Annotated in this window: 26 protein-coding genes; all 26 read left to right on the top strand. The window is 35.6% G+C overall.

Features of this window, described 5'->3' with window-relative positions:
• Nucleotides 1-4 precede the first annotated feature (4 nt).
• A complete protein-coding gene (locus FW780_RS04460) occupies nucleotides 5-502 on the top strand; it encodes a F0F1 ATP synthase subunit B (protein ID WP_047374409.1) in 498 nt (165 codons plus the stop codon).
• Between the two features lie 2 nt (nucleotides 503-504).
• Nucleotides 505-1,044, top strand: coding sequence for an ATP synthase F1 subunit delta (gene atpH, locus FW780_RS04455; protein ID WP_149832389.1), 540 nt, complete (start codon nucleotides 505-507; stop codon nucleotides 1,042-1,044).
• Nucleotides 1,045-1,060: 16 nt separating this feature from the next.
• Nucleotides 1,061-2,638 carry a F0F1 ATP synthase subunit alpha gene (gene atpA, locus FW780_RS04450; protein ID WP_149832388.1) on the top strand — a complete coding sequence of 526 codons (1,578 nt, stop codon included), beginning with the start codon at nucleotides 1,061-1,063 and terminating at the stop codon, nucleotides 2,636-2,638.
• A gap of 85 nt (nucleotides 2,639-2,723) precedes the next feature.
• Complete coding sequence (gene atpG / locus FW780_RS04445; protein ID WP_149832387.1) at nucleotides 2,724-3,587, top strand: ATP synthase F1 subunit gamma; 864 nt, start codon at nucleotides 2,724-2,726, stop codon at nucleotides 3,585-3,587.
• Nucleotides 3,588-3,856: 269 nt separating this feature from the next.
• The gene (locus FW780_RS04440; protein ID WP_149832386.1) at nucleotides 3,857-5,215 is read left to right on the top strand and encodes a hemolysin family protein; all 1,359 of its coding nucleotides are present in this window, start codon (nucleotides 3,857-3,859) and stop codon (nucleotides 5,213-5,215) included.
• Nucleotides 5,216-5,225: 10 nt separating this feature from the next.
• Nucleotides 5,226-5,531, top strand: coding sequence for an ATP-dependent Clp protease adaptor ClpS (locus FW780_RS04435; RefSeq protein ID WP_099049883.1), 306 nt, complete (start codon nucleotides 5,226-5,228; stop codon nucleotides 5,529-5,531).
• A gap of 209 nt (nucleotides 5,532-5,740) precedes the next feature.
• Nucleotides 5,741-6,355 (top strand): uridine kinase, encoded by a 615-nt coding sequence (gene udk, locus FW780_RS04430; protein WP_149832385.1) that lies wholly within the window; start codon nucleotides 5,741-5,743, stop codon nucleotides 6,353-6,355.
• A 5-nt stretch (nucleotides 6,356-6,360) separates the two neighbouring features.
• Entirely contained in the window at nucleotides 6,361-6,717 is a 357-nt protein-coding gene (locus FW780_RS04425) for an FtsB family cell division protein (RefSeq protein WP_047374422.1), read from the top strand.
• Between the two features lie 82 nt (nucleotides 6,718-6,799).
• Nucleotides 6,800-7,963, top strand: a complete 1,164-nt coding sequence (locus tag FW780_RS04420) for a methylmalonyl-CoA mutase family protein (protein ID WP_149832384.1) — start codon at nucleotides 6,800-6,802, stop codon at nucleotides 7,961-7,963.
• A gap of 75 nt (nucleotides 7,964-8,038) precedes the next feature.
• Nucleotides 8,039-8,419, top strand: coding sequence for a GxxExxY protein (locus FW780_RS04415; protein WP_149832383.1), 381 nt, complete (start codon nucleotides 8,039-8,041; stop codon nucleotides 8,417-8,419).
• A 33-nt stretch (nucleotides 8,420-8,452) separates the two neighbouring features.
• Entirely contained in the window at nucleotides 8,453-9,601 is a 1,149-nt protein-coding gene (locus FW780_RS04410; protein WP_167510642.1) for a class I SAM-dependent methyltransferase, read from the top strand.
• A 137-nt stretch (nucleotides 9,602-9,738) separates the two neighbouring features.
• A complete protein-coding gene (locus tag FW780_RS04405) occupies nucleotides 9,739-10,008 on the top strand; it encodes a hypothetical protein (RefSeq protein WP_149832381.1) in 270 nt (89 codons plus the stop codon).
• Between the two features lie 157 nt (nucleotides 10,009-10,165).
• On the top strand, nucleotides 10,166-11,545 hold the full coding sequence (locus FW780_RS04400) for a dipeptidase (protein ID WP_149832380.1): 1,380 nt from the start codon (nucleotides 10,166-10,168) through the stop codon (nucleotides 11,543-11,545).
• A gap of 210 nt (nucleotides 11,546-11,755) precedes the next feature.
• Nucleotides 11,756-12,676 (top strand): T9SS type A sorting domain-containing protein, encoded by a 921-nt coding sequence (locus FW780_RS04395; RefSeq protein WP_149832379.1) that lies wholly within the window; start codon nucleotides 11,756-11,758, stop codon nucleotides 12,674-12,676.
• Nucleotides 12,677-12,885: 209 nt separating this feature from the next.
• Complete coding sequence (locus FW780_RS04390) at nucleotides 12,886-13,809, top strand: T9SS type A sorting domain-containing protein (protein ID WP_149832378.1); 924 nt, start codon at nucleotides 12,886-12,888, stop codon at nucleotides 13,807-13,809.
• An 80-nt stretch (nucleotides 13,810-13,889) separates the two neighbouring features.
• Nucleotides 13,890-14,597, top strand: coding sequence for an SDR family oxidoreductase (locus FW780_RS04385; protein ID WP_047374432.1), 708 nt, complete (start codon nucleotides 13,890-13,892; stop codon nucleotides 14,595-14,597).
• 198 nt (nucleotides 14,598-14,795) lie between these two features.
• A complete protein-coding gene (locus FW780_RS04380; RefSeq protein WP_065398045.1) occupies nucleotides 14,796-15,542 on the top strand; it encodes an electron transfer flavoprotein subunit beta/FixA family protein in 747 nt (248 codons plus the stop codon).
• A gap of 99 nt (nucleotides 15,543-15,641) precedes the next feature.
• Nucleotides 15,642-16,589, top strand: a complete 948-nt coding sequence (locus FW780_RS04375) for an electron transfer flavoprotein subunit alpha/FixB family protein (RefSeq protein ID WP_149832377.1) — start codon at nucleotides 15,642-15,644, stop codon at nucleotides 16,587-16,589.
• Between the two features lie 189 nt (nucleotides 16,590-16,778).
• On the top strand, nucleotides 16,779-17,378 hold the full coding sequence (locus FW780_RS04370) for a bifunctional nuclease family protein (protein ID WP_149832376.1): 600 nt from the start codon (nucleotides 16,779-16,781) through the stop codon (nucleotides 17,376-17,378).
• Between the two features lie 22 nt (nucleotides 17,379-17,400).
• Nucleotides 17,401-18,783, top strand: coding sequence for a nucleoside permease (locus FW780_RS04365; RefSeq protein WP_149832375.1), 1,383 nt, complete (start codon nucleotides 17,401-17,403; stop codon nucleotides 18,781-18,783).
• A 113-nt stretch (nucleotides 18,784-18,896) separates the two neighbouring features.
• A complete protein-coding gene (locus FW780_RS04360; protein ID WP_149832374.1) occupies nucleotides 18,897-19,451 on the top strand; it encodes an RNA polymerase sigma factor in 555 nt (184 codons plus the stop codon).
• The gene (locus tag FW780_RS04355; protein WP_149832373.1) at nucleotides 19,417-20,124 is read left to right on the top strand and encodes a hypothetical protein; all 708 of its coding nucleotides are present in this window, start codon (nucleotides 19,417-19,419) and stop codon (nucleotides 20,122-20,124) included. The genes FW780_RS04360 and FW780_RS04355 overlap by 35 nt, the downstream gene beginning before the upstream one ends.
• A 75-nt stretch (nucleotides 20,125-20,199) precedes the next feature.
• Entirely contained in the window at nucleotides 20,200-21,291 is a 1,092-nt protein-coding gene (locus tag FW780_RS04350) for a hypothetical protein (protein ID WP_149832372.1), read from the top strand.
• Between the two features lie 149 nt (nucleotides 21,292-21,440).
• Nucleotides 21,441-21,845, top strand: coding sequence for a hypothetical protein (locus FW780_RS04345; protein WP_149832371.1), 405 nt, complete (start codon nucleotides 21,441-21,443; stop codon nucleotides 21,843-21,845).
• 2 nt (nucleotides 21,846-21,847) lie between these two features.
• A complete protein-coding gene (locus FW780_RS04340; RefSeq protein WP_149832370.1) occupies nucleotides 21,848-22,258 on the top strand; it encodes a hypothetical protein in 411 nt (136 codons plus the stop codon).
• A 57-nt stretch (nucleotides 22,259-22,315) separates the two neighbouring features.
• Complete coding sequence (locus tag FW780_RS04335) at nucleotides 22,316-23,494, top strand: acetyl-CoA C-acyltransferase (RefSeq protein WP_149832369.1); 1,179 nt, start codon at nucleotides 22,316-22,318, stop codon at nucleotides 23,492-23,494.
• Nucleotides 23,495-23,501: the final 7 nt, after the last annotated feature.

Here is a 23,501-nt window from a genome sequence, read left to right as displayed (position 1 = left end):
TATAATGGAATTAATTCATCAGTTTTCGTCAGGATTATTTATTATCCAGTCTGTTATTTTTCTAGCATTATTATTTTTGTTAGGTAAATTCGCTTGGAAACCTATTTTAAAGTCTATCAATGACAGAGAAACATCTATTGTTGACGCTCTTAATCAAGCTAAATTAGCTAGAAAAGAAATGGAAACTTTAAAAGAAGATAACGAAAGAATCATTCGTGAAGCTAAAATCGAAAGAGACGCTATCCTTAAAGAAGCTAGAGAAATTAAAGACAGAATCGTAGGGGAAGCTAAAGATGTTGCTAAAACTGAAGGAGACAGAATGATCGAAGCTGCTAAACAGACTATCAATGCTGAGAAAAATGCTGCTATGGCAGATATCAAAACTCAAATTGGTACTTTATCTGTAAACATTGCTGAGTCTATCTTGAAACAAAAATTAGACAACAGCGAAGCTCAAAACGAATTAGTTCAAAATTATTTAAACAAATCAAACCTTAACTAAGAATGCTTACATCTAAAGTAGCTAAAAGATACGCACAAGGTTTACTTGATTTTACAAATGAATCAGGTCAAACGGCTACTGTATTTTCTGAAATGAAAGATGTAGTAAAGGTAATGTCTGAATCTAAAGATTTAAACAAATTTTTCTTTACTCCTTACATCGATTCTAAAAAGAAAATAGAAGTAGCAACTGAAATTTTCAAAGGTTTATCTGTTTCTTCTCAGAATTTGATCAGATTGGTGATTAAACATGGACGTGAAAACCAATTGAAGAATATCGCTCAGGAATTTATCAATAAAGTAGAAGACCTTAGCGGTGTACAGAGAGTTACACTTACTACAGCAACTCCGCTTTCAAAAGAAAACCTTGATCAGATTTTAAGATCTACCACTCTTGTAAACGCTGATTCAAACTTTGATCTGAAAGTAAATGTAAAACCTGAAATTCTTGGAGGATATGTTCTAAGAGTAGGTGACCAGCAGGTAGACGCGTCTGTGAAGACAAAATTGAACCAAGTTAAAAAAGATTTCCAATTAAATTAAGAAAAACAACCATACAATGGCAGAAATAAATCCGGCAGAAGTATCTGCGATCTTAAAACAGCAATTGGCCAACTTCGATACTCAATCAAACGTTGAGGAAGTAGGTACAGTTTTAACCATCGGTGATGGTATTGCTCGTGTATACGGGTTAGAAAACGTACAATACGGAGAGTTGGTGAAATTTTCTAGTGATGTAGAAGGTATTGTACTTAACCTTGAAGAAGACAACGTAGGTGTTGCTCTACTTGGTGAAAGTAAATTAGTAAAAGAAGGTGATACAGTAAGAAGAACAAACAGAATCTCTTCTATCAAAGTAGGAGAAGGTATGTTAGGAAGAGTAGTAGATACTCTTGGTAACCCTATCGATGGTAAAGGTCCTATTACTGGGGATTTATACGAAATGCCATTGGAAAGAAAAGCTCCTGGAGTTATCTTCAGACAGCCGGTAACTGAGCCTTTACAGTCAGGTATCGTTGCAATTGACTCTATGATCCCTGTAGGAAGAGGACAGAGAGAGCTTATCATCGGTGACAGACAGACAGGTAAAACTACTGTTGCTATCGATACGATCATCAACCAAAAAGAATTCTTTGATGCTGGGCAGCCAGTATATTGTATATATGTTGCTATCGGTCAGAAAGCTTCTACCGTAGCACAAATCGTTAAAACTCTTTCTGATAAAGGAGCTTTAGCATATACTGTAATCGTTGCGGCTAACGCATCAGATCCAGTTCCAATGCAGGTATATTCTGCGATGGCAGGTGCTGCTATCGGTGAATTCTTCAGAGATACTGGTAGACCGGCATTGATCGTTTATGATGATTTATCTAAACAAGCTGTTGCTTACCGTGAGCTTTCTCTACTATTGAGAAGACCACCGGGCCGTGAAGCTTACCCTGGAGACGTTTTCTACCTTCACTCAAGACTATTGGAAAGAGCAGCAAAAGTAATCGCTGATGATAACATTGCTAAGCAAATGAACGATTTGCCAGAATCTCTTAGACCAATTGTAAAAGGTGGTGGTTCATTAACGGCACTTCCAATTATTGAAACTCAGGCTGGTGACGTTTCTGCGTACATCCCTACCAACGTAATCTCTATTACAGACGGACAGATCTTCTTGGAGTCTGATCTATTCAACTCAGGGGTTCGTCCTGCAATCAACGTAGGTATCTCTGTATCAAGGGTAGGAGGTAACGCTCAGATCAAATCAATGAAAAAAGTATCTGGTACTTTGAAATTAGACCAGGCTCAATATAAAGAACTAGAAGCGTTTGCTAAATTCGGTTCTGACCTTGATGCTTCTACTTTAGCAGTAATCTCTAAAGGAGAAAGAAACGTAGAGCTTCTTAAGCAGCCGGTAAACTCTCCACTTCCTGTAGACAGCCAAGTTGCAATGATCTACGCTGGAACTGAGAACTTGCTAAGAAATGTTCCTATCAGAAAGGTGAAAGAATTCCAGGTTGAGTATATCGCATTCCTGAGATCTAAGCACCCTGAAACAATGGCAGCTATTAAAGCAGGTAAAATCGATAACGATATTACAGCAGTTCTTAAGCAGGCAGCTAACGATTTAGCTTCTAAATATAACTAAAAATTAGTTGATGATTGTTGGTTGATAGTTGACAGAAATATCTAAAACTAGCAACCAACAGCCAACAACCAACAACTAACCCAATATGGCAAACTTAAAAGAAATACGAGGCAGAATTACGTCAATTTCATCTACGATGCAGATTACACGTGCTATGAAAATGGTTTCCGCAGCGAAACTTAAAAAAGCACAGGATGCAATCGTAATGTTAAGACCTTATTCTGAAAAATTACAGGAGCTTATCCAGAATGTAAATTCTAGCTCAGATCCTGATCAGATTTCTGTATATGCTCAGAAAAGAGAGGTTAAAAGAATTCTATTTATCGCTGTTACTTCAAACAGAGGTCTAGCAGGAGCTTTTAACTCTTCTATCGTAAAAGAGCTTAACCTTCAGTTCCAGAACAATTCTCAATACGAGATTGAAGTTCTGCCGGTAGGTAAAAAAGTATATGATGCTGTAAGAAAAAACCGTACGGTATATGCTAATGGAAGTTCTGTTTATGATAACCTGAACTTTGATATGGTAGCTAATATTACCGAAGGAGTAATGACCAGCTTCAGAGAAGGAAAATTTGACGAAGTATATGTTATTTATAACAAATTCGTGAATGCAGCAACTCAGGAAGTGATTACAGAAAAACTTCTTCCGATTTCAATGCCTGAAAACACTGAACCGCAGGTTGAAACAGATTATATTTTTGAACCTAACAGAGCTGAGATCCTGGATAATTTGATTCCAAAATCGATCAAAACTCAGGTTTTCAAATCAATCCTGGATTCAGTAGCATCTGAACACGGAGCGAGAATGACTGCAATGCACAAAGCTACAGACAATGCAGAAGCGTTGAGAAATGATCTGAAGATTTTCTACAACAAAGCAAGACAGGCTGCAATTACCAACGAAATTTTGGAAATTGTTTCCGGAGCAGAAGCTTTGAAAAATTCATAAAGAATTATTTTAAGATACAATTAAAGCACCGAAATTATCGGTGCTTTTTTGTTTGTATAATCCTGAAACTGTTATTTACTATCCAAAAAGCTTCTTTTAGCAGAGAAATGAAATAGAACCCTCAATTACTTTTTTTATTGAAAAAGAACGGTGTTTTATCATGTCATATTTTCTTTCAAAAAAATCCTCCATCAAAATAATCAATCCCGGATTCAGGTTATTTTTATTTTACATATCTTTGTACTTAATAAAATTTATACAACCTCTAAATGGACTCGGACATAGTCAGGCTTTTGCTGGCCTTATTTCTTGTTTTACTAAATGGCTTCTTCGTAGCCGCAGAATTTTCAATTGTTAAAGTTCGTTACTCACAAATTCAGTTAAAAGCCGCAGAAGGTAATTCTATGGCTAAACAGGCAGAACATATCATCAAGCATCTTGATGAATATCTTTCCGCTACACAATTAGGAATTACATTGGCATCCCTTGCCCTTGGTTGGGTGGGAGAAAGTGCCCTGCATCATATTGTTGAAAATATTTTCACATCTCTAAGTATTGATTTAACTCAGACAACAATTACTACAATTTCGGTAGTAACCAGTTTTGTGTTGATCACCATTATGCACATTGTATTTGGTGAGCTTATCCCAAAATCAATTGCGATCAGAAAATCTGAAGCTACTACAATGGCAACTGCCGTTCCGCTAAGGGTTTTTTACACGATTTTTAAACCGTTTATCTGGTTGATGAACTCAATGTCAAATGGATTCCTCAGATTGGTTAAAATTCACCCGGCTTCTGAACAGGAAATTCACTCTACGGAAGAACTTCAGCTTTTGGTAAAACAAAGTGCTGATAGCGGAGAGATTGAAGAAGAAAACTATGAAATCATTAAAAATGCATTTGATTTTACCGATCACTCTGCTAAACAGATCATGGTTCCAAGACAAAATATCACTTCCATAGATTTTGAGGAAGATGTTACTGATATCATCAATAAGATTATGGACAGCGGGTATTCCCGTATTCCGGTATATATTGACTCTATTGACAATGTGATTGGGATTTTCTATACAAAAGAAATCATCAGAGAATTTGTCAAAAGGAAAGGAAATCTGGATCATGAAGACCTTAAAGATTTAATGCGTGATGCCTTTTTCGTTGTGGAAAGTAAAAAAGTTTCAGACTTGCTGAAAACATTCCAGCTTAAAAAACAGCATATCGCTATCGTTATTGACGAATTTGGTGGAACTGAAGGAATTATTACGCTGGAGGATATTCTGGAAGAACTGGTAGGGGAAATTCAGGATGAAGAAGACGATGAAGAAAAAATTGTTGATAAAATATCTGATAACACCTATTGGGTACAGGCTACACAGCCTTTGGATGAAATCAATGAATTCCTGCCTAAAAGACTGCCGCTTTCAGAAGAAAGTGAGTACAATTCATTAGCCGGATTCATTCTTTATGAGTTGGAAGACATCCCGGAAGAAAACCAGGAGTTTGATCTCGAAGACTACCACTTCAAAATTCTGAAAATGAATAATAAAAGTGTAGAGCTTGTGGAGCTTGTCTATGAAGAACCTAATGCTATAGATCATTTAGCAGATAAAATTGGAGAAGTTTAAAACAGTTAGAATGAATTTTTATAACAGCATAAAGGATTACGAAAACCCAAAACGGCAGTATGAGGAAGAAGTCCTCGTTCTGGATGATACGGATGAAGTCTATAAACTGGTACTGCATAACGACGATATTCATACATTTGATTATGTAATAGACTGTCTGATCGAAATATGCAAACATACGCTGGAGCAGGCTGAGCAATGTACAATTCTTGTTCACTACAAAGGCAAATGTACCGTAAAAACAGGCTCAATGGATGTTTTGAAACCTATGCATGAAAAATTAATTTCGCGCGAATTAACAAGCGAAATCGTATAAAATAAAAACCGGCAAGTTTATTGTCGGTTTTTTTTATTGAATCCGAAGGGGAAAGTTCAGGAATAACAATAAATGACAAAGAGTAGCAGTCTTCAGGAATATCTTTTAATCTTTAAATGCTTTAATCTTTTAATTTCTCAATATTCTTACATTGTCATATTTTATCTAAAATAGTATATTTGTACCAACTATAAAGAAACAAAAAAATAATGCTTGTAATAGGAATTGCCGGTGGTACAGGATCCGGCAAAACTACAGTTGTTGATAAGATACTTCAGCAGCTTGATATTGAGGGAATGAATATCCTCTCTCAGGATAATTATTATCACGACAACCAAGGTCTTACATTGACAGAAAGAGAAGCTCTTAATTATGACCATCCCAAGTCAATAGATTTTGAATTATTGATAAAACATGTGAAAGCTTTAAAGAATAATGAGTCTATTGAACAGCCCATTTATAGCTTTGTCACTCATTCCAGAACAGGAGATCATGTCACTGTAGAACCTAAAAACGTATTGGTAGTAGAAGGAATTCTTGTTCTTACCAACAAAGAATTACTGAAAGAATTTGATTTGAAAGTATTCGTTCATGCAGATTCTGACGAAAGGCTGATCAGGAGGATCAGGAGAGATACCCAGGAAAGAGGGAGAGATCTGAGCGAAGTTTTACACCGTTATCAGACTACACTGAAACCAATGCACCAGGAATTCATAGAGCCTTCTAAAAATGATGCGGATCTTATTATCCCTAATATGAAGCAGAATTCCGTAGCGATTGATTTTTTAACTACTGTTATTAAAAACTCGTTGAAAAAACATTAAAAAAAATGGAAGAAAACAACCTTATCAAAGACATTCAGCCGAAATCTGAAACATTCAAACTTATACAGAAATATGTTTTGAACAAGTATACCATTACGATCTGTCTGTTTTTGGTATGGATGATTTTTTTCGATAAAACCTCATTTCTTGTAATCAATGAACTGAATGGTGAAATCAGAAAATATGAAGAGCAGCTGGACTTCTATAAAAAAGAATATGAAAAAAATGATGCTTTTTATAAAAAACTGATGAACAACAAGTCTGAGAAAGAAAAATACGCAAGAGAAAATTATTTTATGAAAAAACCGAATGAAGAGATCTTCATTTTGGTGGTAGACAGCACAAAAGTTGCTAAAAAATAATAAAGTTGAATAGAATTACGTCAATGGTGAAATTTTATTTTTTTTAAAATTCATGATTGACAATTCACAAATAAAAAAACTAATGTCAAATACAGATATATTTTCAAACTGGGAAAATTTAGTCAAAAAACAACTTAAAACAGAGGATATTTACCCTATTTTAGAAAAACAGAATTTGGAAGGAGTAGAGGTGAAGCCTTTTTATACAGAGGTTCAGAAGCCTTTGGTAAATCTGCCCAGAGTTGAAGAAAGTACCCATTTGGTAGCGAAATACCATGAAAGTTTAGAAGAAGAAGTATTTGCATTTATCCTTGATCATAATGTAGAAAATCTTGATCAAAAAACCCTTTTTGTCAACAACAAAGAACTTGCAGGACACATCAGCCCTAAAGAAGAAGATCAATATTTTTCATTGATTGATATTTTTAATGAAAAAGAAGGAAGTATAGACGACCAGCTGGCGAAAGAATTACTGGCAAAAGACTTTAAAAGAAATATCTGTGTTGATATTTCATTGCATCAGAATGCCGGAGCAGCTATTTATCAACAACTTGGGATTGCACTGGCAAAAACTAAGGAACTGGTAGAAGCGTATGGTGCTGACATTTTGAATAAACTGATCTTCAGAATAGCAGTAGGAGGAAATTATTTCTTTGAAATGGCAAAATTAAGAGCCTTTAAAATCGTTTTTAACCAACTTTCCAAGGAATATGGGATGGATGAAGTTCCATATATCTTTGCAGAGACTTCACTGAGAAATAAGGCCGTTTCTGACAATGAAAACAACCTTATCCGTTCTACATTAGAACTTGCTTCCGCAATGATTGGAGGAGCAGATGCTGTTTTCACCAATAACTATCTTGTAAGCAGAAGTACGGATAATTCGGAAGAAATCTCTTTCAAACAACAGATTGTACTGGCTTACGAAAGTATCATCAATGTATTTGAAGATGCATCGAACGGAAGTTATTATGTTGAAGATATTACGAAACAGTTTGCAGAAAAATCCTGGGCATTATTTGTTGAAATCGAAGAAGCAGGAGGGTATCTTGAATTGTTAAAACAAGGAGTTGTTCAGAAAAAGATCTACGACCATGCTGTTGAAGAGCAGCAATGGATTGAAGAAGGAAAAATAAAGCTGATTGGCGTGAATTTATACCCTAAATTAGACGTTAAAAAGTCTATCGGAGATCTTTACAACGAAAAAGAAATAAAAGCCGTTCGCTGGGCTGAAATGTTTGAATAAACTGTATTGTTCCCGCAGATTTCTCAGATAACACAGATTTTTACAAGTAAACTGTAGAAACTAAATTATACACAAATGAATGAAAATGAGATAAGTTTTTATATCAGGAAATCTATTTTTTCTGTATATAATGAATTGGGACCAGGTTTATTGGAAAAAGTTTACGAGAGAGTTTTGGCATTTGAATTAAAAAATAATGGTTTAAATGTTAAAACACAGGTGTCAATACCAATAAAATTTAAAGGAATTTTTATTGATTCAAGTTTTATTGCAGATATAATTGTTGAAGACAAAGTTATTATCGAAATAAAATCAATTCCTGAAATAATTAATGTTCATCACAAGCAACTCTTAACCTATTTAAAATTGACAAACCTGAAATTAGGAATACTGGTTAATTTCAATACTGATTATATTGATAAAAGTATTATTCGAAAAATAAACGGAAATATTTAATAAGGATAATAATCTGTGCAATTTGTGAAATCTGTGGGAAGTAAACTATTAAACAAAGACATTCAAAACTACATCAATGCAAATCTGAATACAGATTTACATGCATTACTGCTGAAGAAATCACCCTTTCCGGAAGTTTCTATGCAGGAAATTGTACAGCAGATCAAAGGGAAACAGGTTGCTGAAAGAAAATTTCCTTTTCTTCTGAAAGAAGGAATTATTTTTCCGCCACAGCTTAATCTGGAGCAGTCATCATCAGAAAAAACTGCCCTTTATAAATCCAGAATCCTGAAGGGGAATACATTCATTGATCTCACGAGCGGTTTTGGTATTGATGCCTATTATCTGTCTCAAAACTTTGATCATATCACCTTAGTAGAACAGAATACAGAACTTTTAGAGATTGTTGAGCATAACTGGAATACTTTGGGACGTCAGGCAAGGTTTATCAACAAAAAGCTTGAAGATTTCCTGGAACAAAATCAGGAACATTTTGATGTCATTTATCTTGATCCGGCCCGAAGAGATCAGCAAAAAAACAAAGTTTTTCTTTTAGAAGACCTGTCTCCTGATATTCTCGAAATTCAGGACACATTGCGGTCTATTTCCCATCAGGTAGTCATTAAGCTCTCTCCGCTTATTGATCTTAAATATCTTGTGTCTGTGCTGCCGGGTATTTCAAGGATAGAGATTATTGCCCTGAAAAATGATGTAAAAGAAGTTGTGATTTTTTTATCCAACGAAAATACAGATGAGATTATCTGCAATTGTGTGAACCTTGAGAGTGGAGAATCTGCCTTTACTTTCAAATTCGGGGAAGAAGAAAGGGCGGAATCGGAATATTCTGAGCCTGAAAAATACATTTACATTCCTAATAACGCTATTTTGAAAGCGGGAGTGTTTAATTTGATTTCACAGCAATTCGGATTGAAAAAACTTCATCCTAACAGTCATTTTTATGCTTCCAGCGAAAAGAAAGAAGACTTTCCCGGGAGAATTTTGGAAATGGAATCGGTTGATTCTAAAAATATTAAGAAAAAAGAACAGTTTAATATCATTTCAAAAAATTACCCTTTAAAACCTGAAGAAATCAAGAAAAAGTATGGTTTAAAAGATGGGGGAGATCATTACCTTATTTTTACACAATCCAAAAAAGGGAAAATAATATTAAAATCAGTATAAAAATGTTGCCGAAAAAAGCAGGATTTCTTACTTTTGGGCAATCAAAAATTTAAACATGAAATCGCTCACTGTTTGGATAATCAGAATAGACTAAAATAGTGCGGTTTCATATGATCTTAAAAAAATAAATTTTACATATGAAAAAATTAGTTATATGTTTAGCAATTGCAACAGTAGCGGTAAGCTGTAAAAAAGTACCTGCTGGTGGAAATAAAGGGACTTTGAAACTGGAAGAAGGAGTAGAAAGATATTCTGATGCTGCTCAGGGAGAAGGTCACGGACATGCAGCTGCTGCAGAGCATAAGGAAGAAGTTGCCGCAAAACCAGAAGCTGCAGCTCCTAAAACAGACAGTACTGCTGCTGCAAAACCTGCTGAAGCTGAAAAGGCTCCAAAAGCTGAACACTAATTAGAAGTACAAAATATACAAGTGCCCTGTTTTTGCAGGGCATTTTTTATTAAAAAAGATGGCTATAAAGCTCATTCACATAAGGTTGGGAAAATCCTGCCTTTTTGTTTGTCCCTGCCGGGCATTTTTTTTAATTTTAACAAAATAAATTTTTACAATGCAAGAGACATTAAATTACATTAACGAAAACAAACAGCGTTTCGTGGATGAATTATTTGAGTTATTGAGAATTCCTTCTATTTCTGCAGATCCGGCGTATAAAGATGACGTTTTGAAATGTGCAGATGTAGTGGCGGCACACCTTAAAAATGCAGGAGCTGATAATGTGGAAGTTTGCCAGACAAAAGGTTATCCAATTGTTTTCGGGGAAAAGATTTTAGATAAAAGTTTACCTACAGTATTGGTGTATGGGCATTATGATGTTCAGCCGGCAGATCCATTGGAATTATGGACAAAACCACCTTTTGAACCTTATATTGAAAAAACGGAACTACACCCTGAGGGAGCTATTTTTGCGAGAGGTTCTGCGGATGACAAAGGACAGTTCTTCATGCATCTGAAAGCTTTTGAGGCTATGATGAAAACCAATGCTCTTCCTTGCAACGTTAAATTTATCTTAGAAGGAGAAGAAGAAGTAGGTTCTGTAAGCTTAGGAGATTGGGTGAATGAAAATAAAGAGAAATTAACTTGCGACTGTATTTTAATTTCCGATACCCATATTTACAGCAACGAGCAACCAACTGTTACAACAGGATTAAGAGGTTTAAGCTATGTAGAAGTAGAAGTGGAAGGTCCAAACAGAGACTTGCACTCTGGTCTTTACGGTGGAGCAGTTCCAAACCCTATTCACGTTCTTTCAAGAATGATAGCTAATCTGATTGATGAAAATGGTCATATTACCATTGACGGGTTCTATGATAACGTAGAAACGGTTTCAGATGCAGACAGAGCCGATATGAACAAATTGAAAGACAATCCTGAAGAATTCAAAAAATCAATTGGATTAAGTAATATAGAAGGTGAAAAAGGATATACAACTTTAGAAAGAACCTCTATCCGTCCTACTTTAGACTGCAACGGAATCTGGGGTGGTTATACCGGAGAAGGGGCAAAAACTGTAATTCCTTCCAAAGCTTTTGCTAAAATTTCAATGCGTTTGGTTCCTTACCAGACACCTCAGGAAATCACGGAAAAGTTCACAAAATATTTTGAAAAAATCGCTCCGGATACAGTAAAAGTTAAAGTGACGCCTCACCACGGAGGTATGCCTTACGTTTTACCTACAAATACTAAAGAATTTGCTGCAGCAAAACAAGCGATGGAATCTGCATTCGGAAAAGAAGTTCTTCCATACAGAGGAGGAGGAAGTATTCCAATTACAGCGATGTTTGAGCAGGTTTTAGGAGCTAAGTCTGTATTGATGGGCTTCGGATTGGATTCTGATGCGATCCACTCTCCAAACGAGCATTATGGATTATTTAATTTCTATAAAGGAATTGAAAGTATTCCGATGTTCTTTGAGAATTATTCAAAATAATTTAACAAAAATTAGATACAATAAGGTATTTCTGGAAAGAGATACCTTATTTTTTTGTTCTGAATTGAGCTGTTTTACCCTTATGGATAGACATTTTTAATAGATTTAAAAATTAAATTCACTGAGAATAAAAGCGTTAATTTTTATTTGCAATAAGTTATTTCACCATTCATTGAAAGTTTATATTTTTAATACAAAACTTGATTTACTATGAAAAAATACTACTCAATTGCAATTTTATTATTGTCGGTATGCGTTTTTGCACAGCAGGCTGTATCCTTTGAATTCAATGAAGGATTCAATACGGGAAATATCCATGGTCAGGCGGGGTGGATCAGTACTCCCACAGGAGGAATTCCTGCCAATGTAACTCATCAGACCATTACTGTAGAGAAAGCCAGCGACGGAAGCAGTTCCCTCAAAATTGTCAAAGAACCAACCTACGGAACCCAGTCTGATCCTATTATCGGAGGTTTTTATAACCTGCCAACCCCTCTTGCTTACGACAATTTCTCTGTATCATTTGATATCAATATGTCACAGCTCAACGGCTCTGATTTTGGTTTTCAGGGAGTAAGTAATGTTGATGATCAGTTTGTAGTGAGATTAGATTTTGATAAAACCGGACTATTCAAGATTCTGAATATAGTATCAGGTGTACAGGATTTGATTTCCATACCTTCAGCCTGGCTGCCTAATATCTGGTATAGAGTGAAAGTGGTAGGAACTGCTACCGATGTCAGATATTATCTTAATAATATTCTTATTTATACAGGCGCTGCCGCAAGTTCAATGAATATAGATCAACTGCGTTTTGTGCATAATAATGCGTCGGGGGCTGCTTATATTGATCATATTAAAGTGAATAGTGAACTAATGGTATTGGGGATTAAAGATTCTAAGGCTGCCGTCAAAGAAGTTTCAGTTTATCCTAATCCTGCAACTGATTTTATACAGATTAATTCTCTCAGTACTGTAAAAAGTATTGAGATCTATGATGAGTCAGGAAAGCTGATAAAAACTGAAACAAATGGTAATAGAATCGATGTAAAAGGGCTGCCTTCAGGGGTATATATGATTAATATCAAGACTGAAGGTAGGAATTTTACAGAAAAAGTGATGATTAAATAAATTATTCATTGATTCTGAAAACCTATGTTCTTTTTAGTATACGGCTGTATTTATGGATGATTTTTTGAAAATGACACTTTTATTTAGGTTTAATATCTTTATTTGTTTAGGTTAAAATATATTATGTTAATTGTTTATTAGGTTTAAAATATTCGTTGATTTTGCTTTTTTGATTAAAAGACATATATTTGTCAAAACTAAAAAATATCATGAAGAAACTTTACATTTTCGCAATTTCGTTGATTTCTATTTCATCTTTTGCCCAGCAAACCATCTCATTTGAAGCCAGTGAAGGATTTACAACAGGAAATATTAATGGCCAGCAGGGCTGGATTACTACAAATGATGGGGGTACACCACCGGTATATTTGACAACTCAATTGGTTTCAGCTGAAATGGCAACCCAAGGTTCAAATAGCCTTAAAATAACTCCGGATGTGCCTTATGGCCCACAGCAAAGCCCTGTTATGGGTGGGTTTTATACTTTTGCAACACCATTAACATATAATAGCTTTACACAATCTTTTGATGTAAGACTTACCCAAAAAAGTTCATCAAGTTCAGATTTCGTTTTCAGAACAGTGAATACAGTAGGAACTGGAGGAATCGTGACTTATATTGATTTTTCTTACGACGGGAAAATTTTAATTGCTACAGCCGGCTCAGCTAATTTAGTAAATACCAACCAAACCTGGAATGCGAACACGTGGTACAGAGTGAAAATAGTTTCTACGGCTACAGGTATCCAGTATTTCCTGAATGATACTCTTATCTATACAGGACAGCCTTATAGCAATAACAATATTAACAGGATGGATTTTGTACATGATAATTATGGAGGTTCTGCCTATATTGATAATATCAAAATCAATAATGAAGCATCACTGTCTACGAAAGACGCTGTTAAAAATGATGTGAAATTATCCATTTATCCGAACCCTGCTACTGAAGTGATAAAAATTACAACTCCTGGCAAGATAAAACATGTTGAAGTATATGACATGTCAGGAAAAAAAGTGGATGTAACATTGAACGGTGACCAGGTGAATGTAAGAAACTTATCTTCTGGAGCCTATTTACTGAATGTAGAAACGGAAGGAAGGAACTTCACAGAGAAATTTATAAAAAAATAATTCCTGATAAATCTTAGTATCAGTAAAACGCTCCAATTGGAGCGTTTTTGTTATTTTAGAGAATTAAAATTTGGGAATCAATGTCAGAGAATAAAACAGCTTATATAACAGGAGGAACCAAAGGTATCGGTTTCGGAATTGCTAAAATTTTACTTGAAAATGGAATCTCAGTAGCATTTTCAGGAAGAAAAAGAGAAGATGTGATGAAGGCGGAAGAAGAACTTAAACAATATTCAGAAAATGTTTTGGGGATTGTTTCTGACGTAAGAAGCCTGGAAAGCGAGCAGGAAGCGGTAAAATATACCGTTGAAAAATTCGGAAGACTGGATTATATCATTGCGAATGCAGGATTGGGAATATTTAAACCCGTAGACGAACTTACGGCAGAAGAGTGGAACGATATGATAGAAACCAATCTTACAGGTGTTTTCTATACCTTAAAAGCTTCTGTAGAAGAACTGAAGAAGACGGAAGGGTATTATATTACTATCTCAAGTCTTGCAGGGGCCAATTTCTTTGAAAACGGAACAGGATATAATGCTTCAAAATTCGGAGTGGTAGGCTTTACACAGGCTGCAATGATTGATTTAAGGAAATACAACATTAAATCTACGGTTATTATGCCGGGGTCAGTGGCAACTCATTTTAACGGAAACATTCCGTCAGAAAAAGACAGTTGGAAGATTCAGCCCGAAGATATGGGGAATCTCATATTGGATATTTTAAAGATGAATCCAAGAGTTTTGCCAAGTAAAATAGAGTTTAGGGCAACAAAACCAGCGAAGTAACTACATCTAATGTATTGAATAATAATTTAATAAGTATTATGCATGCATAATATATTTTTTATTTATATTAGCAAAAATTAATTCAAACAAAATCTCTGCATAAACTGTCATGATTTTATGCGCCAAAGGGAAAAAATAAAATAGTACACATGAAACCTTAAGGTTACATATGACCAATAAAAAAATTAAGAACAACATATGAAAATATTAGTTTGTATTAGTAGTGTTCCGGATACTACTTCCAAAATTAACTTTACAGCAGATAAATCTGCTTTCGACAAGAACGGAATTCAGTGGGTAATCAACCCGCTAGACGAATTTGCGTTGACAAAAGCGGTTAAACTTCAGGAATCTCAGGGAGCAACAGTAACAGTAATCAACGTAGGAGATGCTGCTACAGAACCTGTGATCAGAAAAGCTTTGGCAATTGGTGCAAATGATGCGGTAAGAGTAAATCTTGATCCTAAAGACAGCTATTCTACAGCAAAAGAAATTGCAGCTGTAGCTCAAAACGGAGGATATGATCTTATCCTTTGCGGAAAAGAATCTATCGACTATAACGGAGGTTCCGTTCCGGGAATGGTGGCTCAGTTATTGAACCAGCCTTTCGTAAACGCTTCAGTAGGATTAGACGTAAACGGAAGCGAAGCTACTGCAGTAAGAGAAATTGAAGGAGGAAAAGAAACTATTTCTGTAAAATTACCTGCTATCATTGCTGGTCAGAAAGGGTTGGTAGATGAAAAAGACCTTATCATCCCGAATATGAGAGGAATTATGTCTGCAAGAACAAAGCCTCTACAGGTAGTAGAGCCTACTTCTTCAGAAGTAAAAGTTCAGGGAGTATCTTATGACAGCGTTCCGCCAAGAGCAGCTGTGAAAATGGTTTCTCCTGACAATCTGGATGAATTGGTAAGATTACTTCACGAAGAAGCTAAAGTAATCTAATAAAGATAACAGGTACGAGGTGATAGGTAGCAGTTTTCACACATACTTCTGAAGCCTAATCCCTACAATCTAAACCCTACAACCTAAAAATTTAAAACAATGGCAGTATTCGTATACGCAGAAAATATAAACGGAGTTTACAAAAAAGCAGCTTTTGAAGCAGTTTCTTATGCTAAAGCTGTTGCTGATAAAGCGGGAGATACCGTTACGGCAATCTCTGTAAACCCAACAGATTCTTCAGATTTATTATACAAATATGGAGCATCGAACGTAATCAATATCAAAGACGAAGGTCTTAAAAACTTCTCAGCAAAAGCATTCGCACAGGCTGTAAGTGAAGTAGCAGACGGAAACATTATCGTTTTCCCTCACACAACTGATGCTTCTTCAATTGCTCCAATGCTTGCTGTAATGAAGAACTACTCTTTAATTACTAACGTTTTAGAAGCTCCTGAAAGCCTTTCTCCTTTCCAGGTAAAGAGAAGAGCGTTCTCCGGAAAAGGTTTTATGCATGCAAAAGCTGAAGGAAACGGAGTAATCGTTACGGTTTCTCAGAACGCTTTCGGTGTTAAAGAAAATGCAGTATCAGGTTCAGAAGAAGTGAAAAACTTATCAGTAGCTAACGAAGATACTAAAGTGATTTCTCACGAGCAGAGTTCAGGTAAACTAGACCTTAAAGAAGCTGAAGTAGTTGTTTCTGCAGGTAGAGGAATGAAAGGACCTGAAAACTGGGGAATGATCGAAGATTTAGCAAACGTTTTAGGAGCAGCTACGGCATGTTCTAAACCGGTTTCTGACATCGGATGGAGACCTCACACAGAACACGTAGGACAAACGGGTAAGGCAATTTCTCCGAATCTTTACATTGCTGTAGGGATTTCAGGGGCAATTCAGCACCTTGCCGGAGTAAACTCTTCAAAAACTATTGTAGTAATCAACAGTGATCCTGAAGCACCATTCTTCAAGTCTGCTGATTACGGAGTAGTAGGAGATGCTTTCCAGATTATTCCTGCATTAACAGAGAAAATTAAAGCAATAAAAGGATAAGAAAGTGAATTGTTAATAGTCAATTCGCTTTGCTTGTCAATTTTTAATTAAATAATTCACTTGCGAAGCAAAATTCACTATTGACGTTTGACAATCATCAACAATACAGATAAAAGCTCGGCTTTCCGGGCTTTTATTTTTGCGTAAAAAAGTAAAATCACAATGAAAAATTAATCTATATTTGTAGCTATGGATTATAAACAGCTAATTATTCGCGGAATATCGTACAGCCAGACCCAGTCGGGGGCTTACGCATTGTTACTGGAGCATGAAGAAACACACATAAAATTACCTGTTGTTATAGGAAATTTCGAAGCCCAGTCTATCTCTCTCGGCTTGGAAAAAGATATTCATCCACCGCGTCCTCTTACTCATGATTTATTTACAAAATTTATAGTCTCTGCCAATTATGAGCTGATTTCTGTTATTATTTATCAGATTGTAGACGGAGTATTCTTCTCCAATATCAACTTTAAAAATAAGGTGAATGACGAAGAACTGATCCTTGATGCCAGAACTTCCGATGCTGTTGCAATGGCAGTAAGATTTGATGCACCTATATTTACAACACAGCAGGTTTTGAATGAAGCAGGAATTTTATTAGAACTGGAAGATGTTGCCAAAGAAGACCAATCTTTCTCAGAAACTGTACAGACAGAAGACAACTTAAAATCTCTTTCTATGGAAGAACTTCAGAAATTACTGGATGACGCCGTTAAAGAAGAAGACTATGATACTGCTCTTGAAATTCAGGAAGAAATCAAGAGAAGGAAAAAGACAATTGACTAAAGAGATACTTTTTATATAAACTATGAATTTAAAATTACGACTGACCATCCTCAGTTTTCTCCAATTTTTTGTTTGGGGAGCATGGCTGATTACGATGGCGAACTTCTGGTTTGGCACAAAACATTGGGAAGGAACTCAGTTTGGAGCTGTGTTCGGAACCATGGGAATTGCTTCCATCTTTATGCCAACCATCACTGGAATTATCGCTGACCGCTGGATCAATGCGGAACGTATATTTTCAGTATTACACATCCTGTATGGGGTTATTCTTTTCATATTGCCTCATTCTGCAGACCCAAATTCTTTCTTTTCGGTAATGCTTGTGGCTATGTGTTTCTATATGCCTACCATTGCACTTGCGAACTCTATTTCTTATACGATCCTGAAAAATAATAATATGGATGTAGTAAAAGATTTTCCACCGATTCGTGTATGGGGTACCATTGGTTTTATTGTGGCTATGTGGATTACTAACCTTAGTGGAAACAAAGCCACAGAAGGACAGTTCTATATTGGTGGGGCTGTAGCAATATTCTTAGGAATCTATGCTCTTACCTTACCAAAATGTCCGCCACAAAAGCTGATTGACAAAAATTCGCCACTATCCGAACAATTAGGATTGAATGCATTCAAGCTTTTTGGAAACTATAAAATGGCCTTGTTCTTTTTATTTTCAATGCTTTTAGGAGCTGCACTTCAGCTTACCAATGCATATGGAGATGTTTTCTTAAGTGAATTTGCCCATTTCCCTAAATATGCTGACTCATTTGTAGTGCAAAGATCCACCATCATCATGTCAATTTCTCAGGTATCAGAAACCTTGTTTATTTTGGCAATTCCTTTCTTTTTAAAGAAATTCGGAATTAAAAAAGTAATGCTGATGTCTATGTTGGCTTGGGTTTTAAGATTCGGATTCTTTGCATATGGAGTTCCGGATGGATTCGGACTTTCTCTGATCATCCTTTCATGTATTGTATACGGAATGGCATTTGATTTCTTTAATATCTCAGGATCACTTTTCGTAGAAACAACTACCGATAAAAAAATACGTTCTTCAGCTCAGGGGTTATTTATGATGATGACCAACGGTTTCGGAGCTGTTTTTGGAAGTTATATTGCAGGTTGGGCTATTGATAAATTCTTTACCCATAAATTTGCAACCGCTTCAGAATTATCTACTTATTTGGAAACTACACCAGATAATCCTACTTTCCTGGAAATTCTTAAAAATAGTTTCAATACAGTGATTAATTCAGATGGGACCCTTTCATCTGTGGTAATGGTAAAAGACTGGCAGCAGATATGGCTTTCATTTGCTATTTATTCGCTGGTACTGGCTATATTCTTTGCTGTATTGTTTAAACACAAACACAACCCGGAAGATGTTTCGTCAGTAAAACATTAATTAAAACTAACATTCTTTAGATATTAAATTGCATTTTTGAAAAAAATGCAATTTTTTTTTATTTTCAGGCAACCTTTTGTAAAATATACTGTCTTATAGATAGAAACTGAAACATGAAGAACATCGAAGAGAATTTTTTATTGGCTAAAAAGCAAGACCGGAGAGGGCAGAAAGCTCTTTACGAGATGTTTGCTCCCAAAATGCTGGCCATTGCAAATTCTTATGTCAATAACCTTCATGATGCGGAAGATATCCTGCTGAGTGTATTTATGAAATGTTTTACCAGAATAGATGAATGCAGAGACTGGAAAAGCTTTCCGTTTTGGCTTAGAAAAATTATTGTTAATGATTCTATCTCCTTCATTCGGAAGAATAAAAATATCCTCTACGCAGATGTAGAAATTGCAGATGACTATGGAGAATCAACCGATGAAGAATATCCTGAGGAAATAAATATTGAAGAAATATTTTCCCAAATGCCGGTAGGATACAGATTGATTTTTAATCTATACGTCTTTGAAGATAAAAAGCACAGTGAAATTGCGGAAATTCTTAATATCTCTGAAGGAACAAGCAAAAGCCAGTTGAGCAAGGCAAAAAAATGGCTTGCTGAATTTTTAAAAGCAAAAGAAAATGAAAAGAGAAATACTGAAACAGTTAAAATCTGATTACGAAGAGCTTGAAATAAAGCCTTCCGCAGATCTTTGGAGCAGAATAGAACAAATAGATCCACAAGAAGAAAAAAGCGCTGTTATGAGTCCTAAAAAAGCTTTTCAGTGGTGGAAATATGCTGCTGTATTAGTTCTGTTGGTTTCAGTAGGAATATTGCTGTATTTTAATAGAAATCATCCCGTCAATACTGACAATCCAATCGTTCACACAAAATCATCAAAAAAACATGTAAAATCCTCTTTAACGAGCCAGAAAATAGAGGTTACTCAGCATAACATAAAAGAAAGCAATGCCAGCCAAGAGAGTATAAAAACAATTTCAGATAATCCCCCAATGTATCAACAGAAAGAAATTTTGCAGAAAGAAGGAATAAGTAGGGGGAAAGAACAACAGATTATAGTTGCTGATTATGAAATTAAAGCCCCGGTATTGGATAAAAATATAATTTCCATAGTAGATAACCCCGTCCTTGTAGAGCATAAAAAGACTGAATATATCAATGCAGATGAGCTTCTTCAGGGAAGAGAATTTCAGAAAAAGCGGGAAGAAAACAGAACAGATACAAGAAAATTCGGAGCGCTTGATATGACCAAAATTAAGGTTAAAAGCCCCAATTCTCTTAAAATCTTTGGAGTAACAGTCTACACAGACTCATTAGAAAGCAAATAAGCAAACTTTTATATCATAGAAAAACTGCCCCGAAACATGGACAGCGACCAAATATTGTCTTAAAATTAATCAAATATGAAACCAAAATTACCATTGATGGCTGCTATAATAGCTTTTAGCTATGGGTTTGGCCAGGAAACTCCCAATAATCTGAATGTCTATTCAAAAAAAATTGACAGCATAGTAATGTCTGAAAAAGGTAAAATGAATGTAGAACTGGATCAGATTGATAAAAGTTTTAAAGAAAAGAAAATTACTCCTGATGAAAAGCAAAAACAGCGTACAGCAATCGCTTCCAAATATGAGCAGATTATTAATGAAAAAATAGATTCCCAAAAGCAGGATCTTGAAATGGCAACCAAAGAACTCGTTAAAGACGCTGTTTTTAAATCTGAAGATTCCGTAAAAAATGGAAGAAACCAACTTTGGCTGGGACTCAATGGATTTAATATGAAACTCAATGAGAAGAAGAAAAAGAACAATCCGAAAAACTATCTTGAAACTCTGGAACTTTCCGTGAGCATGGGAGGAGCAGGATTAACTTCAAAGAATAAGCCTTTCGATTTTTACAGCAAGAATTCTGATATAAAAAACAGTGTTATCAACTCCTGGCAGCTGACATTATGGTACGGTAATCAGATCGGAAGCTATACCAGTCCTTTTTTCTATCGTTTCGGGTTGGGGTTACGATCAGACCAGCTTACACCCAAATACGGGCAGGCATTTAAACAGGATAAATACAACTTATTTGTTGGTGATTTTGACCGTGGAACCCTTAAAAAGAGTATTCTTTACAATACCTATTTAACAGTTCCTGTAGATCTGAAATTTGTTTTAAATCCAAAATATAAAGACTATGAGGGTGTTAAATACCTGGATAACAATAAGAATCAGTTGTGTATTATTCTGGGAGTTTATGGAGGAGTTAAAGTAGGAAGTGTGAATTCCACCAAATATTCCAATGAATTTTCTGATAGAATTGTTGAAAGAGAAAAAGTAATGCATGGAGTGAACGATTTTGTTTTCGGAGGGAAATTCGGAATCAGTTATGCCGGGTTTAATCTGTTTGTACAGAAAGACTTTACGCCAGCTTTCAATGACAATGCTTTGCTGAAGAAAAAATATGGACTTCAGATCGGGATAGAGATCGCAAATGTTAATTTTTAATTTGATAATAAATGTTATTTTTCTTTGTGTAATAAATAATAATATTAGGGCTTTTTTGCAACTAACGAGTGTTCGGGTAAAGAAATCCTATTTTTAAAACACACTATTTAAAAGTGTGTTTTTTTTTGTATTTTGGCACTTTAGTAAATATGAAAAATATTCAGTTATTAGGATTACTGTTGGTAATTGTAGGCAGTTTTTTACCCTTGGTGCATGTGCCTGTCATCGGGAACTGGAACTATTGGAAACTTGATCATTATCTGGCTATTGCGTGCTGGATATTTGCTGCATGTGCAGTTTTTGGAATTGTCAATAACAGCGTGAAAATCGTAAGGTTTTTTGGTATTCTGCTTATCCTTTTATTTGCATTTACCTTATTTGCTGTGAAGATGCAGTCTTTGCAATACTTTAGCTTTTTACCCTTCAAATCCTGGCAGGAAACTTTTGCCGGAATCGTTAAACTGAAATGGGGCTGGGCTGTAGAATTTTTAGGTGCTTTCCTTTTGGTTTTTGCAGGAGGAAACAAAAAAGTAAATAATCGCACACAATTATAAAAATGAACCTTTTAAAAATATTTTCCGCAGGAATTTTGCTGGTGGCAGCCGTACAGGCTAACGCTCAGACAGCAGATCAGAAAAAACCGGACAATCCGGCTAAATGTGCCAATATAAAAGAAGGTAAATTTGTAAGACCCAATTATCCGGAAGGAATATGGCATATGACCATTAAAGATAATGTTCAGACTGAATATTTCAATAATGGAAAAGACTATATCAAATCAACATTGGTTTTTGTGGATGACTGCAACTACAAAGCAATCATTATGGAGAAATCCGATAAAAACAATCCCGTACAGATAGGGGATGTCTTCAATAATAAAGTATTGGCAACTCAGGATAATCTTCTGAAAGTTAATATTAAAATTGAAGGAACTCAGTTTGATGTGGTCTATGTAAAAGTGAAATAAATTTAACCTATAAAACGGAATCTTTATTCCGTTTAGCTAAAAATAAAAATTATATACATGAAAGAAGTATTCATCGTTTCCGCAGTAAGAACACCTATGGGAAGTTTTATGGGAAGTTTGTCAACAGTTCCGGCTACAAAACTGGGAGCAACTGCTGTAAAAGGAGCGCTAGATAAAATTGGTTTAGATCCTAATGCTGTTCAGGAAATTTATATGGGGAATGTTCTACAGGCAGGAGAAGGCCAGGCACCGGCTCGTCAGGTAGCTTTAGGAGCAGGTCTTTCAATCAATACACCTTCTACTACAGTCAATAAAGTTTGTGCTTCAGGAATGAAGGCTGTAACAATGGCTGCCCAGGCGATCAAGGCTGGTGATGCAGACGTAATTGTTGCAGGAGGTATGGAAAATATGTCTTTAGTTCCTCATTATTACAATGCAAGAGTGGCTACAAAATTAGGCGATATCAAAATGCTTGATGGGATGGTACTTGACGGTCTTACTGACGTATACAACAAAGTACATATGGGAGTATGTGCAGAAAAATGTGCAGTAGACTATAATATCACAAGAGAAGATCAGGATAACTTCGCGGTAGAATCTTATAAAAGATCTGCAAAAGCTTGGAGCGAAGGGAAATTCAGCGAAGAAATTGTACCGGTTTCTATTCCTCAGAGAAAAGGAGAGCCTGTAATCTTTGCTGAAGATGAAGAATACAAAGCAGTAAACTTCGACAGAATCTCAACTCTTCCAACTGTATTCAAAAAAGAAGAAGGAACAGTAACAGCAGCTAACGCATCTACGTTGAATGATGGTGCTTCTGCATTAATCCTTGTTTCCAAAGAAAAAATGGAAGAACTTGGACTGAAGCCTCTTGCAAAAATCGTTTCTTACGCTGATGCAGCCCATGAGCCTGAAAACTTTACAACTGCTCCGGCAAAAGCGTTACCAATCGCTCTTAAAAAAGCAGGATTAGAAGTTTCAGATATTGATTTCTTTGAATTCAACGAAGCTTTCTCTGTAGTAGGATTAGCAAACAACAAAATCTTAGGATTAGATGCTGCTAAAGTAAATGTAAACGGAGGAGCTGTTGCATTGGGACACCCACTGGGAAGTTCAGGTTCAAGAATCATCGTTACATTAATTAACGTATTGAAGCAAAATAACGCTAAATACGGTGCAGCAGCAATCTGCAACGGAGGTGGTGGAGCTTCTGCTATCGTTATTGAGAATATCTAATATTCTG

The organism is Chryseobacterium sediminis, assembly GCF_008386505.1.
Classification (GTDB): Bacteria; Bacteroidota; Bacteroidia; order Flavobacteriales; family Weeksellaceae; genus Chryseobacterium; species Chryseobacterium sediminis.
The sequence above is the reverse complement of the archived record's forward strand: the minus strand, read 5'-3'. Positions and strand labels throughout refer to the sequence as shown.

Coding starts and splice junctions, on each gene's coding strand:
- FW780_RS04385 (WP_047374432.1), top strand. CDS start 13,890: ATGTCAGAGAATAAAACAGCTTATATAACAGGAGGAACCAAAGGTATC.
- udk (WP_149832385.1), top strand. CDS start 5,741: ATGCTTGTAATAGGAATTGCCGGTGGTACAGGATCCGGCAAAACTACA.
- FW780_RS04355 (WP_149832373.1), top strand. CDS start 19,417: ATGAAAAGAGAAATACTGAAACAGTTAAAATCTGATTACGAAGAGCTT.
- FW780_RS04405 (WP_149832381.1), top strand. CDS start 9,739: ATGAAAAAATTAGTTATATGTTTAGCAATTGCAACAGTAGCGGTAAGC.
- atpG (WP_149832387.1), top strand. CDS start 2,724: ATGGCAAACTTAAAAGAAATACGAGGCAGAATTACGTCAATTTCATCT.
- FW780_RS04440 (WP_149832386.1), top strand. CDS start 3,857: ATGGACTCGGACATAGTCAGGCTTTTGCTGGCCTTATTTCTTGTTTTA.
- FW780_RS04360 (WP_149832374.1), top strand. CDS start 18,897: ATGAAGAACATCGAAGAGAATTTTTTATTGGCTAAAAAGCAAGACCGG.
- FW780_RS04425 (WP_047374422.1), top strand. CDS start 6,361: ATGGAAGAAAACAACCTTATCAAAGACATTCAGCCGAAATCTGAAACA.
- FW780_RS04380 (WP_065398045.1), top strand. CDS start 14,796: ATGAAAATATTAGTTTGTATTAGTAGTGTTCCGGATACTACTTCCAAA.
- FW780_RS04335 (WP_149832369.1), top strand. CDS start 22,316: ATGAAAGAAGTATTCATCGTTTCCGCAGTAAGAACACCTATGGGAAGT.
- FW780_RS04350 (WP_149832372.1), top strand. CDS start 20,200: ATGAAACCAAAATTACCATTGATGGCTGCTATAATAGCTTTTAGCTAT.
- atpH (WP_149832389.1), top strand. CDS start 505: ATGCTTACATCTAAAGTAGCTAAAAGATACGCACAAGGTTTACTTGAT.
- FW780_RS04365 (WP_149832375.1), top strand. CDS start 17,401: ATGAATTTAAAATTACGACTGACCATCCTCAGTTTTCTCCAATTTTTT.
- FW780_RS04400 (WP_149832380.1), top strand. CDS start 10,166: ATGCAAGAGACATTAAATTACATTAACGAAAACAAACAGCGTTTCGTG.
- FW780_RS04340 (WP_149832370.1), top strand. CDS start 21,848: ATGAACCTTTTAAAAATATTTTCCGCAGGAATTTTGCTGGTGGCAGCC.
- FW780_RS04420 (WP_149832384.1), top strand. CDS start 6,800: ATGTCAAATACAGATATATTTTCAAACTGGGAAAATTTAGTCAAAAAA.
- FW780_RS04345 (WP_149832371.1), top strand. CDS start 21,441: ATGAAAAATATTCAGTTATTAGGATTACTGTTGGTAATTGTAGGCAGT.
- FW780_RS04370 (WP_149832376.1), top strand. CDS start 16,779: ATGGATTATAAACAGCTAATTATTCGCGGAATATCGTACAGCCAGACC.
- FW780_RS04390 (WP_149832378.1), top strand. CDS start 12,886: ATGAAGAAACTTTACATTTTCGCAATTTCGTTGATTTCTATTTCATCT.
- FW780_RS04375 (WP_149832377.1), top strand. CDS start 15,642: ATGGCAGTATTCGTATACGCAGAAAATATAAACGGAGTTTACAAAAAA.
- FW780_RS04460 (WP_047374409.1), top strand. CDS start 5: ATGGAATTAATTCATCAGTTTTCGTCAGGATTATTTATTATCCAGTCT.
- atpA (WP_149832388.1), top strand. CDS start 1,061: ATGGCAGAAATAAATCCGGCAGAAGTATCTGCGATCTTAAAACAGCAA.
- FW780_RS04395 (WP_149832379.1), top strand. CDS start 11,756: ATGAAAAAATACTACTCAATTGCAATTTTATTATTGTCGGTATGCGTT.
- FW780_RS04415 (WP_149832383.1), top strand. CDS start 8,039: ATGAATGAAAATGAGATAAGTTTTTATATCAGGAAATCTATTTTTTCT.
- FW780_RS04435 (WP_099049883.1), top strand. CDS start 5,226: ATGAATTTTTATAACAGCATAAAGGATTACGAAAACCCAAAACGGCAG.